Here is a 16366-nt window from a genome sequence, read left to right as displayed (position 1 = left end):
CAATGCTCCCAGCACCAGGCCCCGAAAAACCCTCATACTGCCGCCATAACCCTTTACCTCATAAGGTTGTAATTGTCAATGGTAAATTATTTAATTAACAAATGGCCCGAGTATTTTCAGCCTGGTATTACGTCCAAAAAAAAACGAATTATTAGCTTTTTACTAGCATTTTTCCTAACTTTTATCACCTATCAAACCATCTTAGAAATCGTCACAGTAGAAATTCCGATTTTTGGCTTTCACGATATTGTAAACCTTCAGAATCCCCAGGAAATACCGCCGCAGCGGCGAGATTCTCCCGGCGACTACAGCCAGCAAAACTTAGAACCTTTTTTAGAAGATTTAGTCATTCATAACTATTGGTTTTTGTCAACCCAAGAACTTTACGAATATTTCATCGCCAATCCCAAAAAGCCGATACCGAGTGAATATCGCGGACGCAAAAAAGTTATGATTAGTTTTGACGATGGAAACGAAAGCATTTATACCCACGTACTGCCGATTTTACAAAGACTCGAAAATAAATACGGCAAAAAAACTAAAGTAGTTGTATTTATCAACTCCGGCTTCTTGGGCCATCAAGACTCCCTCATCAAAAAGGTAACTTGTCAAAATTTGAGAGACGGAATGCAGCAAGGTTATTATGACATTCAATCCCACGGGCTGAACCACGAAAACCTCACAAAAATTTCTCTAAAAGCATTAGACAGAGAATTATCTCAAGACCAAATTAGACTGAGGAAATGCACCCAAGATTTAGACCAAAATCGTACAGTCGCCTCGCACATAGCCTACCCGTTTGGCGCTGTCAACAAACAAGTTGAAAAATACGTTGCCCAATATTTCACATCAGGATACTTGTACAACAGCTTAAAACTAAAATTGCGCTTTTTCCCAGCCAATCAATACCGAATTTCGAGGTTGACGGTGAATAAAAAACATTCGACAAAAAGACTAAGCGGCTTAGCTTCAGGAAGTTGGCTGCACAAATTAATTGGCAAATAAAATTTGGCAACTATACAGCAGTCAAAACAAATCGGTAAGTGCATTGGAATACACAACATCAGAGTCACAAAACACGGTGAAAAACGAAAAGATTTTGGCAGTTGCTGCGGTTTCCCAACGCGCCGACGCGCTGGATGCGCTGCGGGGAATAGCAGTTTTAGCAATGGTTTTATCAGGTACCATAGCCCGCAAAACATTGCCGGCGTGGATGTATCACGCCCAACTCCCTCCACCAGACCACGTTTTTAATAACAAACTAGCAGGATTAACCTGGGTTGATTTAGTTTTTCCCTTTTTTCTGTTTGCAATGGGTGCCGCAATACCCCTAGCTTTGTCCCGCCGCATCGCCAAGGGATGGGATACAAAAAAAGTAGTTTTATTTATTTTGCAAAGAGGCTGTTTATTGGCATTTTTTGCAATATTTCTCCAGCACATTCGCCCGACTGTAATTAGCCCGGACGAAGCAACCAGGCTAAAGTGGTGGCTGGGATTGTGCGGATTTTTCCTATTATTTTTGATGTACGTTCGCTGGTCTCAAAAGTGGTCTGCATGGCTGCGTAGGGGGTTGACTCTGGCTGCTTGGAGTGCGGGAATAGTCTTCGTATCTCACATCAAATATCCCAGCGGTGTAGGATTTTCAGTTGACCGCAGCGACATCATCTTAATGGTACTTGCAAATATGGCCGTTTTCGGGTCGCTAATTTGGCTGTTTACTCGTTCAAATGTGTGGCTGCGAGTAGGAATTTTGGGCCTGTTGTTAGCGGCGCGACTGTCTTCTTCTGCTGACGGTTGGATTAACTTAGTTTGGTCGTCCTCTCCTGCACCTTGGCTGTTTCAATTTGATTATTTGAAGTATTTGTTTGTGGTGATTCCGGGTACTGTTGTCGGGGATTTACTGAATCGGTGGATAGAGTATTATTCGCCGGCAGAGTCGAGTTATGCGAAGTGGAAGAGTTGGCGCTATTTTAGCATTCTGGTTTTGATGTTGGCGATTGATTTAATCTTGTTAATTGGACTGCAAGCTAGATGGGTGTGGCAGACTTCGTTAGTGACGCTGATGCTGTGTTTGTGCGGTTTGGTTTTGTTGAAAAAACCTGGAAATGTCACGGAAAATTTATTGAACTACCTTTACAAATGGGGGTTTTATTGGTTGGCTTTGGGTTTGCTGTTTGAGCCTTATCAAGGGGGAATCAAGAAAGATTCGGCGACGATGAGTTACTTTTTTGTAACGGCGGGAATGGCGATTTTTCTGTTAATTGGGTTGACGGTAATTATCGATGTGTTTCAGAAAAGATGGTTTTTGCAGTTATTTATTGATAATGGGTTAAACCCGATGATTGGCTACGCAGGATTTGCGAATATTATCTGGCCGATTCTGGTTTTAACTAAATGGGAACCGGTGATTGTTGAGATGACTTCAAGCAATCCGTTTATGGGATTTTTGAGGGGTTTTGGATATACGGCGATTTTGGCGTTAATTGTGATGGTGTTTACCAGATTGAAACTGTTTTTGAGAACGTGAGATAATTAAAGGGCGAGAACATCTTCACGTTTGGTAAATATAATTTCCTCATTGGCTTGCCTAAATTCAATATTAAACTTATCTAGCACAACTTCTAGCCCTAAAAGCATGATATCATTTCCGGTTTGCGATCGTCACAAAAAAGGTTCGTAGTACGGACTTGCATACGCTTTCATTTTGCGGACTTAAGTCCGCACTACGAACGAATCTGATTGCGGTAAATCGAACGGAAATAATATGACATCTGCTTTTGCAGGGGTTTTGTTGATAGATGATGCTGTGATTGGCTAGAGAGATTTGCTTGGAAAATCCTAGGGAGTTACAGTCTATGAAACAGACTTTAAAATGCCGCTTTCCAACTGATAAATTGCTGCCATAATTCCAGTTTCAGGATTTGTGAGCAGGGATTTTTTGACATCTTTCAAGTATTCTACAATGTGTTCCCGCAAAATCGGTCTTTCTACTGTGACTGTGTGATTGTAATCCCACAAATCCCAGATGATTATGCCGATGCCGACAATCGGGTCGATTAAACCTACTCCCAACTGACTTGCAACCGTACCGCCTGTTTTTGTAGCGACTTTGGCTGCGGCTTTGCTGGCAACTTTTGCGGTAACTTTGCTGCCAATTTTTGCAGCCATTCCTAATATTAAGGGTTTGGCAATTAAGTAACCGCTGCCGCCAACTAATACTTTTAATGATAAATTAGAAATGTTTCCTTGGTCGTTAATTGTGGTGGCAATATCGTTGAGATGTTTGTCCCAATGTACTTGCGGTATGTTATAATTGTTTTGAACTACTTTTACATTTTTGCTAACTTCGGCTATGTACAAGTTAGCAGTATCTTGAGTGATCAATTGAAATCGCATCTGAGCGTTTTTGGGAACCAGCACGCGGTTAGCAAATTCTCTTTGGAAGTCTTCGGTTAATTTTTCAGCAACAGATTGAGATGCTGCTGTCATGTCAAATTTGTTGAATACGGCGGATTTGACGAAAGTGAAAGGGACTGTAAACTCCATCTTTTTTTGATTGAAGTAATCGAAGTACCAATCGAGGAAGTTATTGTCTACTCGTGCAATTACTTCGGTTTCCCATTTGTCCAATTCTTTTGATGCAAAAGCTTCGGCTGTTGTATGGGATTGTTGGATGGCGTTTTTAATATCTTGGTTGACTTTGCTGAAGTCGTGGGGCGGGGAGACTACAACGGCTGTGGTTGCAGTATTTGTTAGGGACTGGGATATGAGAAAGTTACCTAATAGGGGAATGATGACTACTAGAATGACAACTGTCCAAATCATCGGTGTCACGGTTTTGATAAACTGAGCGAGCACCTTGAGGCGTTCTGTTTTTTCGGAATAGCTGATTTTTTCGTTTTCTCGACTCATGGCGGTTCTGCAAGTGATGAGAATGGGGGCTAGTTTCGATTATAGGCGGCGCTTCCTGAATTGTGTTGCGGGCGTGTGGGCTGGGATTCTGGAAGGGTTGGGGAAAAAGTACGTCAGCGGAATATCCCGTCACTCCGAAGGTTAAAATTTAGCCAGCCTTACTCAATAAAGCCAAAATATATTTTTTAATACTAACTCCTTCCCTTTCAGCCTGATATGCTAAATTCCTATGCAGCGATTTCGGAATTTGCAGCGATAAAATTCCACTATACTCAACCTCCGTTGAAGGTAAAGGAATCTCATCTCCGCACTCATAAGCAGTCTCTATCCACAATTCCCTAGCTTCCTCAATATTCTCGATCGCTTCCGACAAAGTTTCGCCCACAGACATACAACCCGGAAGGTCTTTAATTATCACCGTATAACCTTCCGATTCTGGATAAAAAGTAATAGGATATTTCAGACTCAAATAATAATCCAGAGATGTGAATTGACTTTCATCCGCGTTCATCCGCGTTCATCCGCCTACATCAGCGGTTCAAAAAAAATAAGGTGAGCAACGCCCACCTTACCATCTTACAAAAAACGATTAAACTTTCGCTTCATTCTTCACCAAATTACCCCAACCCAAATCCTTGAGCGAATTATTCCGGCGCAGCGGGCGAGTCACCAACTCCAAAATATCCCGCGCATTTCCAAAGCCGTGAATTTGAGCAAAAGTAAACTCAACTGACCACTTAGTATTAATTCCCCGCGCTTCCAAAGGATTAGCGTGAGCCATACCAGTAATCACCAAGTCGATATTTTGCTCGTAAATCCGCTGCAGCTGATTGTAATTGTCTGGTTTCTCGACAATCCGAGGAGTAGGAACTCCCATCTCGTGACAAGTTTTTTCTAACAAGGCTAGTTCGGCGGCTTGATAGCGTTTGTCCATGTAAGGAATGCCGATTTCGGGACAAGTCATGCCGCAGCGAATCAAGAAACGCGCTAAAGAAATTTCTAGCAAATTGTCGCCCATGAAGAAGACAGATTTGCCGCGAATTATTTGCAGGTAATCTTCTAAACTCGCCCAGATTTGTGCTTCTCTTTCGTCCAAACCTTTGGGTTCAATTCCCAACACTGAGCAAATCTTTTCAATCCACGCGCGAGTTCCGTCTGGCCCGATCGGGAATGGAGCACCAATTAGCTTGCACTTGCGGCGGCGCATCAACGTAGAAGCGGTACGGGACAAGAACGGATTCATGCCCGATACATAATAACCTTCTTCCAATACTGGCAATTCAGTGTAGCGCTTGGAAGGCAGCCAGCCGGAAACTTTGATTCCTTGCTTCTTCAATTCTAAGGTTAGCTGAGTCACAACCGGGTCTGGTAAGGAACCGAAAAGTACCAGCGGTGTGTGGTTGACATATTCGGATTCATCGGCTGCAACTTCTTCTTTTTTCTTGCCGAAGTTTAGCAGTTGAGAGATGGCGTTTCTTTCCTGCTTCTGAGATTCTACTACAGGAGCTTTGTCAGGGCATTTAGCGGCCATTGCTGCTAAAACGGTATCTTCCCCTTGGGTAAAGGCGTAATCCAAGCCGTTAGCGCGGGCTGTGACGATGGGAATGCCGATTTCGGCTTCCAGCTTAGGTGCTAAGCCTTCCAAGTCCATTTTGATGATTTCGGTGGTGCAGGTGCCGATCCAGACAATGACGCTGGGGTTGCGATCGCGCTTAATTTGCAAGCACAGCCGCTTCAACTCATCAAAATCGTTTAACTGAGCGGAAATATCGCCTTCTTCCAACTCAGCCATCGCGTAGCGGGGTTCGGCAAAAATCATTACGCCCATTGCGTTTTGCAAGAAATAGCCGCAAGTCTTGGTACCGATGACTAGGAAAAAGCTGTCTTCAATTTTTTGGTAAAGCCAAGCTACGCAGCTAATGGGACAAAATGTGTGATAATTGCCTGTTTCGCATTCAAAGTTTAAAGCTTCTGGTTCGGTAGTAGTAATAGCGGTCATATCTCAAATGTTCTCCCTTTAAATTGTTTTTCGTCTCGAAATTGACAGGCGGGCGATCGAGTAAATACTTGTTTTGTGCGATCGCATCTGTTGCTGCGGAAAAGCATAGATTGTTTTCATCTCTAAGGAGAAAAGCTGCAGCGGCGAGAAAATATCTGTTTTGTGCGATCGCGCTTTTCTTGCAGCGAACAATAATAGAAATACCTGGTTTTGGCGCAAGTCCTCTGACAATATAGATGCAGCAAACTGAATATATTTGCAGCCGCAGCATCCCAAATTGAACTTCAAAAATTCGGTACGAGGGTTTACAATCTCTCACTGCGGGGAGAGCCTTGTTTTTCAACTCGCTAAGCTAAAAACCCTTTTGATAGTTGTGAGTTTGAGTTAATTAAAAATTAACAACTCGCAACTCACAACTCACAAATAGAGCGGACAAATTTCAGACTAAGATAGCCTTGGGCGATCGCAACAACCTCATTTAAAATCAGACAAAAAACCCGAAATTTCTTCATCTTCATCATCGACATCCAAATCGCCGAGACCTAGAGCATCTAAGTCATCTTCATCAGGATCTCCGGTAGTTGCTTCTCCCAGATCGTCAAGTCCGAGATCGTCGAGGTCATCATCATCATCAGACAGAGAGAAATCGTCCATACCGTCATCGTCCAAGTCGCCCAGATCCAGGTCTAGGTCTAGGTCATCTGAAGTCGATGCCCCAAACGGATCGGGTATTTCTTCGGCGACAAAATCTGGCTCTTCTTCCCCAAACGGATCGGATATCGCCGCTTCGAGGTCTCCAGAGGTCAAAGTCCCAAATTGTGAGGCTTCTTCCTCATCGTCATCGCCGAGGTCGAAACCGTCCAAAGCCGAGGCTTCTTCCTCATCGTCATCGCCGAGGTCGAAACCGCCCAAAGCCGAGGATTCTTCCTCATCGTCATCACCGAGGTCGAGACCGTCATCGCCGAGGTCGAGACCGCCCAAAGCCAAGGCTTCTTCTTCTTCCTCGTCATCGCCGAGGTCGAGACCGCCCAAAGCCAAGGCTTCTTCCTCGTCATCGTCATCGCCGAGGTCGAGACCGCCCAAAGCCAAGGCTTCTTCTTCTTCCTCGTCATCGCCGAGGTCGAGTTCGTCATCGCCGAGGTCGAGACCGCCCAAAGCCAAGACTTCTTCTTCTTCTTCCTCGTCATCGCCGAGGTCGAGACCGCCCAAAGCCGAGGCTTCTTCCTCGCCATCGCCCATATCGAAGCCAGATACGGCATCTTCCTCGTCATCGCCCATATCGAAGTCAGATAAGGCGTCTTCCTCATCGTCGCCTAGACCGAGACCGTCCAAAGCCGAGGCTTCTTCTTCCTCGTCATCGCCCAAGTCGAAGTCAGAGACAGCTTCTTCCTCGTCATCGCCCAAGTCGAAGTCAGAGACAACTTCTTCCTCGTCATCGCCCAAGTCGAAGTCAGAGACAGCTTCTTCCTCAAACTCATCGAAGGATTCATCCTCCGAACTGAGTGCATTAGCAGCCACCAGACCGGCGACTCCGGCTACTCCCGCGACTACTCCGGCTGCTAATACCGCACCGCCCAATTGATTCGATTTCGCATCAGCGGGTGCAGCAGTTGCTGTTGGAGTTGCTGTGGGTGCAGCAGTTGCTGTTGGAGTTGCTGCGGGTGCAGCAGTTGCTGCGGGTGCAGCAGTTGCTGTTGGAGTTGCTGTGGGTGCAGCAGTTGCTGTTGGAGTTGCTGTGGGTGCGGGAGATTCGCCGGCAGTCTGCAGTCCGGTAATTGAGGGCATACCCAGCGCCATGTCTGGGTCAAAATTTAGCCCCAACACTTCTATCAGACTGTCTGCATCCGGCTTTAGTTTTGAGAAGGGCAGCATTAGTTGCTGGAGTTCCGGCTCCAGGGCAGCCGCAATTCCCAGGATGAGGTAAGAAACAGGCCTTTTCCCGCCGTCGGGTGTAGCGACCGTGTTGTCAGCCGTCATGTGCAGGAGCAGCCAAGCGCGATTCGTCTGGTAGTAGTCCAACCACTTCTGTTTGAGAGCAACTGAAAAAGTATCAAAAAAAGCCATAACCTCATCCTCATCCTGATCGCTAGACGTATTAAACCATCATCAGGTCTAGCTCATCTTCCTCCTTCTTGACCACTGGTTGCACAGGATTTAGATAAAAATCTGACAGCAAGGAGAATAATTCGCGATCGGGCGTGTCGTTGGGCACTACTCCTTCAGGCATTGCCAAAATCTGGTCGGCGATGTTGAGGTAGTAATCGCAGACGTAGTTTAGGGATGGATCGCTTTGGGCCATCTCAAACAATGTTTTACCTTTGACGCGAGAAACGCGGATGTCTTCAATCAGGGGCAGCACTTCTAGCACCGGCATGGGTACGGTGTCTATGTACTTGTCAATCAAGTCGCGCTTGGATGTGCGGTTGCCAATTAAACCGGCGAGTCGCAACGGGTGAGTGCGGGCTTTTTCGCGGACTGAGGCGGCGATGCGGTTGGCTGCGAATAATGCGTCGAACCCGTTGTCGGTGACGATCATGCAGTAGTCGGCGTAGTTCAACGGGGCGGCAAAACCGCCGCACACTACGTCGCCGAGCACGTCAAACAGGATGATGTCGTATTCGTCGAAGGCATTGAGTTCTTTGAGCAGTTTAACGGTCTCTCCGACTACGTAGCCGCCGCAACCAGCTCCTGCGGGGGGGCCGCCTGCTTCTACGCAGTCAACGCCGCCGTAGCCTTTGTAGATGACATCTTCAGGCCAAACGTCTTCGTAGTGATAGTCCTTTTGCTGAAGGGTGTCGATAATTGTGGGTATTAAAAAGCCTGTGAGGGTAAATGTGCTGTCGTGTTTTGGATCGCAACCGATTTGCAAAACTTTCTTGCCGCGCTTGGCTAGGGCAACGGAGATGTTGCAGCTTGTTGTCGATTTGCCAATTCCACCTTTTCCGTAAACTGCGAGTTTCACTCTTTGTTCTCCTATAGGTTTCTATCAAAACGATCGGGGCTGGGGTTTCGCACTTTGATGTTGCGATCGCCCAAATGAAATAGCCTTTCCTCCAATGCCCCTACTGCTATGCCATTTTTGTCTATTTGGGGGTCGGCCGTGTCTTAGCTCGTTGAAAGCATTATTAGCTAACTTGCGAGGAAAAGAAAGGGGGCTGACAAATGAAAATGCTAGTAATTTGATTTATTTTGCATCTTCAGGAATCTTAGCTGCTTTTTTGATTTACAAATCAATTTTTAGCTTTTTTTTAGATTCTAAGTTAATTTTATAATGTTTTTTTTGGTTAAAGAGGAACAAAAATAAAACAAAAATTAACTTCTCCAACAATCTGGGCTTTTGGCTTTGGGGTTCTGATGCGGGCAGTTGATGACTTGTACGGCGCGAGGGGAACGCGCACAAAGGCGCTGGTAGATGAGCCAAAGGGGAGAGTGAGTTCGATTAATTGGGTATGGGGATGCCAAAGTTAGACGATTTGAGATTTGGCATTTTTCGATTTGAGATTGGGAAAGATTGATTTTGCTGGGGTTTCTGGTGTTATGTAAAAAATTGTGAATTTTTAGGATTTAGCGCGACGGGCTGGGGGACTGGGAGATTTGGGGGAGATTGGGAGATTTGGCAGATTTGGCAGATTTGGCAGATTGCTGGAGAGTGGGAGATGAGGAAAATCTTCCTTCTTCCTCCAAAATCAGACTAATGACAGATGACTAATGACTAACAACTGCCCACAAACAACTGCCAACAAACAACTGCCAACAAACAACTAATAACTAATGAGTGCCAACAAACAACTAACAACTAATGAGTGCCAGCAAACAACTAACAACTAATGAGTGCCAACAAACAACTAACAACTAATGAGTGCTGGCGATCGGAATTTCGATCGCAAATTCAGTACCGAGTCCGGCTTCGGAAACGCATTCAAGCCGCCCTCGGTGCTTTTCTACAACTAAGTGGTAAGAAATAGACAGCCCCAAACCCGTACCCTTACCGACTGGTTTGGTAGTAAAAAATGGGTCAAATAATTGGCGGCGAATGTCATCCGGTATGCCCCGCCCGTTGTCAGAAATCCGGATCGCTACAGAATCGCCAACAACTTCGGTGCGAATGGTAATAGCGGGAATAGTCAATGGAGAACTAGGAATTGACGGTGGTGGATTTTCCCCGTTTCTCTTCGCCCACTCCCCGTTATAGATTTCTTCATCTAAGGCATCAATCGCATTACCGAGAATATTCATAAAGACTTGATTTATTTGACTGCCACAGCACTCGACGCGGGGCAAATCGCCGTATTCCTTAATAATGTGAATTGCTGGATGTCCGCCTTGAGCTTTGAGTCGGTGCTGCAAAATCAACAAAGTGCTGTCGAGTCCTTCGTGAATGTCAACGGGTTTGACGTTAGATTGATCCGATCGCGAAAAATTACGCATGGACAAAACTATTTGGCGGATGCGTTCGGTTCCTACTTGCATTGAAGACAGCATCTTAGATAAGTCTTCCACCAAAAAATCGATTTCCATCTCTGCTGCTGCTTCCCGAATTTCCGAGACTGGTTCGGGATAGTGTTTCTGGTAAAGATCCAAGAGCTTGAGCAATTCTTTGATGTAATGATTGGTGTGGGAAAGATTGCCGTAGATAAAATTCACGGGATTGTTAATTTCGTGGGCGATGCCGGCAATCATTTGTCCCAAAGAAGACATTTTTTCGGTTTGGACTAATTGACTTTGAGTTTGCTGCAATTTCCGCACTGTTTCTTCTAATTGCTGTGCTTGATTTTTCAAGCAAGTTTGCTTTGTCCGCAGCACTTCTTCGACTCGCTGGCGCTTAATAATATCTCGTCTCAATAATTCGTTTGATTCTAAAAGTTGGGCCGTGCGTTCTTCAACTTGTTTTTTTAAGTCGTCGTGGGCTTGGCGCAGGGCTTCTTGGGCGCGCTGCTTCTCTAAAATTTCTTGCTGCAAAAGTTGGTTTGTTTTCTGCAATTGGGCGGCTCGATCGTCTACTGCTTGCTGCAAAAGCTCGATCGTCCCGTACATTTCAGATTGGTTAAAAACTTGTGGCAAACTTGTGAGAGAGATGACACCCAAAAGTTCTCTCTGACTGCCAACTACTACCAAACGCCGGACTCCGTGTCGCTGCATTTCTTGGTGGGCCCGGAAGAGGGAATCGGCAGGAGATATGCAAAATAAAGGCGCACTCATCGCCTCAGCGGCGGAAATTTGGGAGAGGTTTAATTCGAGGGCGTGAAACTGCACGATGTCGCGTTCGGTGACAATGCCGACGGGAATAAGGTAATTTTCTATTGGTACGATCGCCCGCTGTGGATGCTGAATTGGTTTTTCGACAATGACGACACAACTAACTCGATGTTTGACCATTAGCACGGCTAAATCGAGGGCTGAGGCAGTTTCTGGGGCACAAATGACTTCCTTAGTCATTACATCTTCTGCAGAGCGTAAATTCGTGAGTAAGTTGACCGGTTGCAGGGCTTCGTGAATGGCTTCGCGGGTGATGATGCCCACGAGTCGATCGCCGTCATCGACTACGGGTAAGTGCCGGATTTGGTACTGGCGCAAGGTGAACATAGCTGTGAAGATGTCTTGAGACTCGGATTGTTTGAGAGTAATTGGCGATCGAGTCATGACATCAGCAATTGTCAGTTTGATGGCGCAAGCTTCGACGGTTGTTAGCTTGACGATATCCCTTTCTGTAAAAATGCCGATCGGGCGATCGTCCTCCACAACTATGACGCAACTGCGCTTTGCCGGGCCCGGAAGAGCTTTTTGTTTTTCGCTACAAAGCTGACACGAGACGCGCATCGGGTTCATGAGAGCTAACACTTGGGCGATCGGGGTTTCTGGAGCCACTGTGAGGGGGTGGCGGTCGATCGCCCGATCTAAAGGTGAGAAGTAGAGCGGTGGGCTGTTGCGCTCTACAGGGGATTCTGATGGTTTAATTACTTGTTGCGGGACTGAATCTAGGAAATGCTGTAAATGTTCTTCTTGTAGCATGGTGATTATTAATTTTTCTTAATGACTTGTTACAATTTTGCGCGCGCGGGTTGCCAGAATTAGCATTAATTAAGCGGTTTACCCGACCGATAAACAGATACAACCCTCCCCCTGGCCGTGGTGGAAAGCCCCAAATTTTAGACTGATGTTCGGACTCTGGCGATCGATCTGTGAAGTAAATGGAGTGAATAAAAAAAAGAAAATGGAAAATTGACTTACGGTCGATCGATCGCCTCAAATGTGATTGCTAGAAAACCTCTGATTTAATTTTTATTTGTTTAAATCCTATGTCGTGGACACCATTAAATCATCGAATTCATCACTTGCCGCTCATCCTGGCCGGCCCGATTTTGCGCCGGACTGAAACAGGGGCGGTGACAGTTTGGCTGGCTCTGAAAGCACCCCGCGAAGTAGAACTCAAGGTTTATGCGACTGAGGGCGGCACCTGCGAAATTCTCGGTGCACCGTTGCTCCAAGGTACGAACACTACCGTGGCGATCGGGAAATACCTGCACGTAGTGGCCGTAACGGCTAAACCGATCGACAGCAAAGTCTTGACATACGGAAAAATTTATGCCTATGACATAGAGTTTGCTGCGAGTCCTGATTCGCCCTCGGAGGTTGCAGTTCCAGACAAAGAGAAAGAAAATCTCCTTTCTTGCTTGTGGCCTGCATCCCCTAATTTGTCAGTTTCCTCGCCGGAGACGATCGGTTATTTCCCTCACGGGTTGCCGACTTTTGCCCTGCCACCGCAGGATTTAAACTATTTGCGTATTGTTCACGGTTCTTGTCGCAAGCCCCAGGGAGACGGCAGAGATGCGCTGCCAATCTTGGATAATTCGATCGCACAGTTTGCAGGAATGGCAAATTTCCGTCCCCACCAACTGTTTTTAACAGGCGACCAAATTTACGGGGATGACGTTGCAGATCCCCTGCTGTGGGCTTTGACGGATGCTGGCGATACACTTTTGGGCTGGGAAGAAAATTTGCCCCTGATGAATGATGCCCAAATTAAAAAGAATTTGAATTTGTGTATCAGTATACCTAAAAATTCAGAAAACGAAAATGTAGTTGGCCAAAAAAGGGAAATTTTTAGAGAGTCGCCTATTCCGAAACAATCTAAAGCTGAGTCTGACTACAAAAAGCCAATTGAGTTAAAGCCGGGGACTCGCAGCGATATTGCGAGAGATTTTGGCGGCTTTACGGCGATGTTGGTGAATAAACCGGATAAGGCGAAAAGTCATTTGTTTGGTTTGGGCGAATATTGCGCGATGTATTTGTTAGTTTGGTCGCCTGTACTTTGGTGCGATAATTTTCCGAAGGGTAAGGATATTTGTCTAGATTCTAAGCTGGCAAAAGTCTGGGATAGAGAAGTTGTTGAACTTGGCGGTTTTGCTGGCAATTTGTGGAGGGTGAGGCGGGCGCTGGCTAATATTCCGACTTATATGATTTGTGACGATCATGATGTTAGTGATGATTGGTATTTGAATCGGGAGTGGTGTTACCGGGTGCTGGGTAAGCCGCTTGGCCGCCGGGTGGTGCAGAATGCTTTGCTGGCCTATGCTGTGTTTCAGGGTTGGGGAAATACGCCCGCACAGTTCGATCGCGAAAACGTCGGAGATAAGTTATTAAAGGCTGCCCAAAAATGGTCGGATTCGGCGGGGACTGATGTTGCTGTTTGGGAAGAGGCGGCTTCGTATTTGGGGATTCCGGCAGTTGATATTGAGACTGGTTTGTCGAAGTTAAAGTTAGATGATGATGTTTTGATTTTGGATCGCGATTGTGACGGTGTAAGGGAGGTTTTGAGTTGGCATTTTACTGTGAGAAGTTTTAAGCATGAGGTGATTGTGCTGGATACGCGGACTTGGCGGGGATATCCGGTGAAAAGTGCGATCGATCCGCCGATGCTTTTGACTCACAAGGGTTTTGAAGAGCAAATTCAGCAGCCATTGCGGGAGACTGATTTGTTGAATAAAACTGGGGAGTTTGAGATTGAGGCGACGCTGGTAGTTTTGCCGACTAATTTGGTGGGTTTGTGGATTATTGATGCGGTGCAAAAGTTAGATTTGAAACAGGGAAAGGTTTTTAATAGTGATGCGGGGGATGCTTGGAATTTTCATGAATTGGCTTTTATGAAGCTGTTGTCGGAGTTTTTTAAGCAGCGCGATCGGGTGGTTGTTTTGACTGGGGATATTCACTATGCTGCTGCTGTGCGGCTGAGTTATTGGTCTGACAAGAATTTTGGCATTTATCGCCCGGATGTTGAGTGTTTGTCCCCTGCATCTGAGTTCGATCTAAAATCTCAAAGCGCAGGTAGAAAATATTCTGTGTTGGCGCAGTTAACGGCTAGTGCTTTGATTAATGAAGAGTGGAAAACTCATGTGATTCATACTAAGGTTAAGTCGGTGTTTCCAGAGCGATCGCACGAATGTTTGGGATGGAACGAGCCGCTGGAGTTGGTGAAGATTTCGAGAAGGGGCAGGAAGAAAGCTGTGGCTGCTGCTGTGAGGAATAGGCAATCTTTTCCTGACTGGGGCTATCGCATTGATTGGATTAAACGACAAAGAGCTAGGGTGTTTTTGCATCATGAAAATGGTGAAATGTCAACTAGAACTCACAAAAACAAACAATTGTCGTGGCTGCACAGGTTGTGGAATTTTATAGCGCTGTTGTGGCGCAATCGCTGGCTGCAAGAGGGTGATGAGGTTGTGGGATACAGTAATATTGCGATCGTCAGTTTTCAGTGGCCGGCTGAGGGTGATGGGGAGAAGGCGGTGATCCAGAATGTCTATTGGCGGCCCCTTTGGGAGCCTGATAGTGTGGTTTACAGTCAGTATTTTGTGCCACTAGGATTGGATGAAAATGATTAGATTCCCGGCGGTGAAAAACCGATCGCCCCTCAACCATTTCTTTGCTAGGTGGCGCGACCCCAGAAACCGGGTTTTTTACGAAAAAACCTCGTTAAAACCTGAAAATCAGGTAAAAACCCGGTTTCTTTGCTAGGTGGCGCGGCGCCAGAAACCGGGTTTTTTACGACAATATCTCGTTAAAATCCAAAAATTAGGTAAAAACCCGGTTTCTTTGCTAGGTGGCTCGGCGCCAGAAACCGGGTTTTTTAGGACAATACTTGATTCTCGTCCAAAAATTAGGTGAAAACCCGGTTTCTTTGTCGGAATGGGTAACTACTGACACGCCTTTATCCCAACAACTCCAGAAACCGCACATCACCCCGAATCCCATCAAAATCTGTATTAGTTTTTGCTGAGTTTCGATGTGTTTTCCGTACTCCTTGCTTTCTTAACATATTGAGAAGGACTAAATTCCTTACTACAAACAGTTTTTTTATAGGCAAAGATGGACTACAAAACAGCCGCCACAGTTGACATCAGCAACCCTTGAAACAATTTGATTCCATCAGTTTCGCCCAACATCGGATCGGAAGCCCGTTCTGGATGTGGCATCATTCCTAACACATTGCCAGCCCGATTGCAAATGCCCGCAATATTATTTAACGAACCGTTTGGATTCCCTGCATCGTTAATTTTGCCCGCCTCTGTGCAGTAGCGAAATAACACTTGATCGTGTTCTTCCAACTCTGCCAAAGTATCCGCATCAGCATAATAGTTGCCTTCACCGTGGGCGATCGGCAAATCGATGATTTCACCCGTAGTATAAGCCGCAGTCCAACGAGTATTACCGCGTTCGACTTTCAAGGAAGCACGATCGCAAATAAAATTTAATCCCGCATTCCGCACCAGAGCACCGGGGAGCAAACCAGCTTCTGTCAACACCTGAAAACCGTTGCAGATGCCCAGTACAAGTTTACCTTGTTTGGCGTGTTCTGCCGTAGCTCGCATTGCTGGAGAAAAACGGGCGATCGCGCCGCATCGCAAATAATCTCCGTAACTGAAACCGCCGGGAATTACAATGATATCAATATCCGAAATATCGGTATCTTCGTGCCAAATCATCCGCGTCGGTTGGTGCAGCAACCCTTGAGTTACCCACACCACATCGCGATCGCAATTTGAACCGGGAAAAACAATAACTCCAAATTTCATAAGCAGATGTTGAAGGAAGAGGGAAGAAGGAAGAAGGAAGAAGGAAGAAGGAAGAAGGAAGAAGGAAGAAGGAAGAAGGAAGAAGGAAGAAGGAAGAAGGAAGAAGGAAGAAGTCCGAGGGAAGAAGGAAGAAGGAAGAAGGAAGAAGGAAGAAGGAAGAAGGAAGAAGTCCGAGGGAAGAGGTGTTAACTTAAGACTGAAATCTTAGGTTTCTCTCGCTTGTATCAAAGTCTAGATCCCTCTAAATCCCCCTTAAGAAGGGAGACTTTGATTGCTCGGAGTTTTCGTGTTTTTAACAAAGACTTTGAACACTGTTGTCCTCGCCTTTTGAATAGAGACTGCGATCGCTCTTGTCCCCCCCTTACTAAGGGGGGCTAGGGGGGTC

The 16366-nt window shown here is 45.9% G+C and carries 12 protein-coding genes; 4 read left to right on the top strand and 8 right to left on the bottom strand.

Annotated elements, in window-relative coordinates:
* Positions 1 to 78: 78 nt before the first annotated feature.
* Both AACV78_RS12920 and AACV78_RS12915 read left to right on the top strand, forming a co-directional pair.
* Positions 79 to 1005 (top strand): polysaccharide deacetylase family protein, encoded by a 927-nt coding sequence (locus AACV78_RS12920; protein ID WP_194009370.1) that lies wholly within the window; start codon positions 79 to 81, stop codon positions 1003 to 1005.
* Entirely contained in the window at positions 995 to 2527 is a 1533-nt protein-coding gene (locus tag AACV78_RS12915; RefSeq protein ID WP_228042218.1) for a DUF5009 domain-containing protein, read from the top strand. Before AACV78_RS12920 ends, AACV78_RS12915 begins: the two co-directional genes overlap by 11 nt.
* 326 nt (positions 2528 to 2853) lie before the next feature.
* On the opposite strand, the gene AACV78_RS12910 is transcribed toward AACV78_RS12915, so the two are convergent.
* The 7 genes from AACV78_RS12910 to AACV78_RS12880 all read right to left on the bottom strand — a co-directional run bounded on the left by AACV78_RS12910 (position 2854) and on the right by AACV78_RS12880 (position 11920).
* A complete protein-coding gene (locus tag AACV78_RS12910; protein WP_194009369.1) occupies positions 2854 to 3912 on the bottom strand; it encodes a hypothetical protein in 1059 nt (352 codons plus the stop codon).
* 148 nt (positions 3913 to 4060) lie between these two features.
* Positions 4061 to 4423, bottom strand: a complete 363-nt coding sequence (locus tag AACV78_RS12905) for a type II toxin-antitoxin system HicB family antitoxin (RefSeq protein ID WP_194009368.1) — start codon at positions 4421 to 4423, stop codon at positions 4061 to 4063.
* 78 nt (positions 4424 to 4501) lie between these two features.
* Complete coding sequence (locus tag AACV78_RS12900; RefSeq protein ID WP_228042217.1) at positions 4502 to 5911, bottom strand: ferredoxin:protochlorophyllide reductase (ATP-dependent) subunit N; 1410 nt, start codon at positions 5909 to 5911, stop codon at positions 4502 to 4504.
* Between the two features lie 18 nt (positions 5912 to 5929).
* A complete protein-coding gene (locus AACV78_RS12895) occupies positions 5930 to 6103 on the bottom strand; it encodes a hypothetical protein (RefSeq protein WP_194009367.1) in 174 nt (57 codons plus the stop codon).
* A gap of 282 nt (positions 6104 to 6385) precedes the next feature.
* Positions 6386 to 7975 carry a DUF5331 domain-containing protein gene (locus tag AACV78_RS12890; RefSeq protein ID WP_194009366.1) on the bottom strand — a complete coding sequence of 530 codons (1590 nt, stop codon included), beginning with the start codon at positions 7973 to 7975 and terminating at the stop codon, positions 6386 to 6388.
* Positions 7976 to 8006: 31 nt separating this feature from the next.
* Positions 8007 to 8873 carry a ferredoxin:protochlorophyllide reductase (ATP-dependent) iron-sulfur ATP-binding protein gene (bchL, locus tag AACV78_RS12885; RefSeq protein ID WP_194009365.1) on the bottom strand — a complete coding sequence of 289 codons (867 nt, stop codon included), beginning with the start codon at positions 8871 to 8873 and terminating at the stop codon, positions 8007 to 8009.
* An 890-nt stretch (positions 8874 to 9763) separates the two neighbouring features.
* Positions 9764 to 11920: a CBS domain-containing protein gene (locus tag AACV78_RS12880; RefSeq protein ID WP_194009364.1), complete on the bottom strand. Its 2157-nt coding sequence runs from the start codon at positions 11918 to 11920 to the stop codon at positions 9764 to 9766.
* A 287-nt stretch (positions 11921 to 12207) separates the two neighbouring features.
* On the opposite strand from AACV78_RS12880, the gene AACV78_RS12875 reads away from it, so the two are divergent.
* The gene (locus tag AACV78_RS12875; RefSeq protein WP_194009363.1) at positions 12208 to 14790 is read left to right on the top strand and encodes an alkaline phosphatase D family protein; all 2583 of its coding nucleotides are present in this window, start codon (positions 12208 to 12210) and stop codon (positions 14788 to 14790) included.
* 489 nt (positions 14791 to 15279) lie between these two features.
* Here the strand turns inward: AACV78_RS12875 and purQ are convergent, their stop codons facing one another.
* Positions 15280 to 15981, bottom strand: coding sequence for a phosphoribosylformylglycinamidine synthase subunit PurQ (gene purQ / locus AACV78_RS12870; RefSeq protein WP_194009362.1), 702 nt, complete (start codon positions 15979 to 15981; stop codon positions 15280 to 15282).
* Between the two features lie 6 nt (positions 15982 to 15987).
* Here purQ and AACV78_RS12865 point away from each other — a divergent pair, with 6 nt between their 5' ends.
* Entirely contained in the window at positions 15988 to 16170 is a 183-nt protein-coding gene (locus tag AACV78_RS12865) for a hypothetical protein (protein WP_194009361.1), read from the top strand.
* Positions 16171 to 16366: the final 196 nt, after the last annotated feature.

Origin of the sequence: Tychonema sp. LEGE 07196, assembly GCF_963890365.1 — a bacterium.
GTDB lineage: Bacteria > Cyanobacteriota > Cyanobacteriia > Cyanobacteriales > Microcoleaceae > Microcoleus.
Note: the sequence above shows the minus strand (reverse complement) of the source record. Positions and strands in the feature narration are given on the sequence as shown.